Origin of the sequence: Arcobacter sp. CECT 8989 (genome assembly GCF_004116715.1) — a bacterium.
Taxonomy (GTDB): domain Bacteria; phylum Campylobacterota; class Campylobacteria; order Campylobacterales; family Arcobacteraceae; genus Halarcobacter.
Window position 1 is genome coordinate 1 of sequence record NZ_PDKE01000132.1, and the last position, 389, is coordinate 389.

Here is a 389-nt window from a genome sequence, read left to right on the forward strand (position 1 = left end):
AACTTGCTCAATTAATGTACGAGTTCTTAGAGTCTGACTTGAATCCTGAGCAACCCTTTCTTCTGTAAGAAGTGCTTCAATTCCCATCTTATCTGCAATTTTTTCTGATGCAATAATCATAAGTCTTTTTAGTGTAACACACATATATGATTGACTAGTTGAGTTAAAGATTTCTGTTACAACATCCTAAAAAGGAACAGATGTAAAAGTTATTCTATAAGAACTACCATATTTATTCCAAAAGTAAAATGCAACTTGCTTAACACCAATTTCATGATCTATTCCACCAAGATTAAACGAAACAAAGTGGTTTTTAATTCCTCTTTACCTAGTTACGTATAAAGCAAGAGTAGATTTAAATCCTACAGACTTAAGTGATAAAATATCCG

At 31.4% G+C, this 389-nt stretch carries 1 pseudogene; it reads right to left on the minus strand.

The features are described 5' to 3' along the window. Positions 1 to 389: pseudogene (locus CRV02_RS14710) on the minus strand (tRNA 4-thiouridine(8) synthase ThiI); the annotation flags it as partial.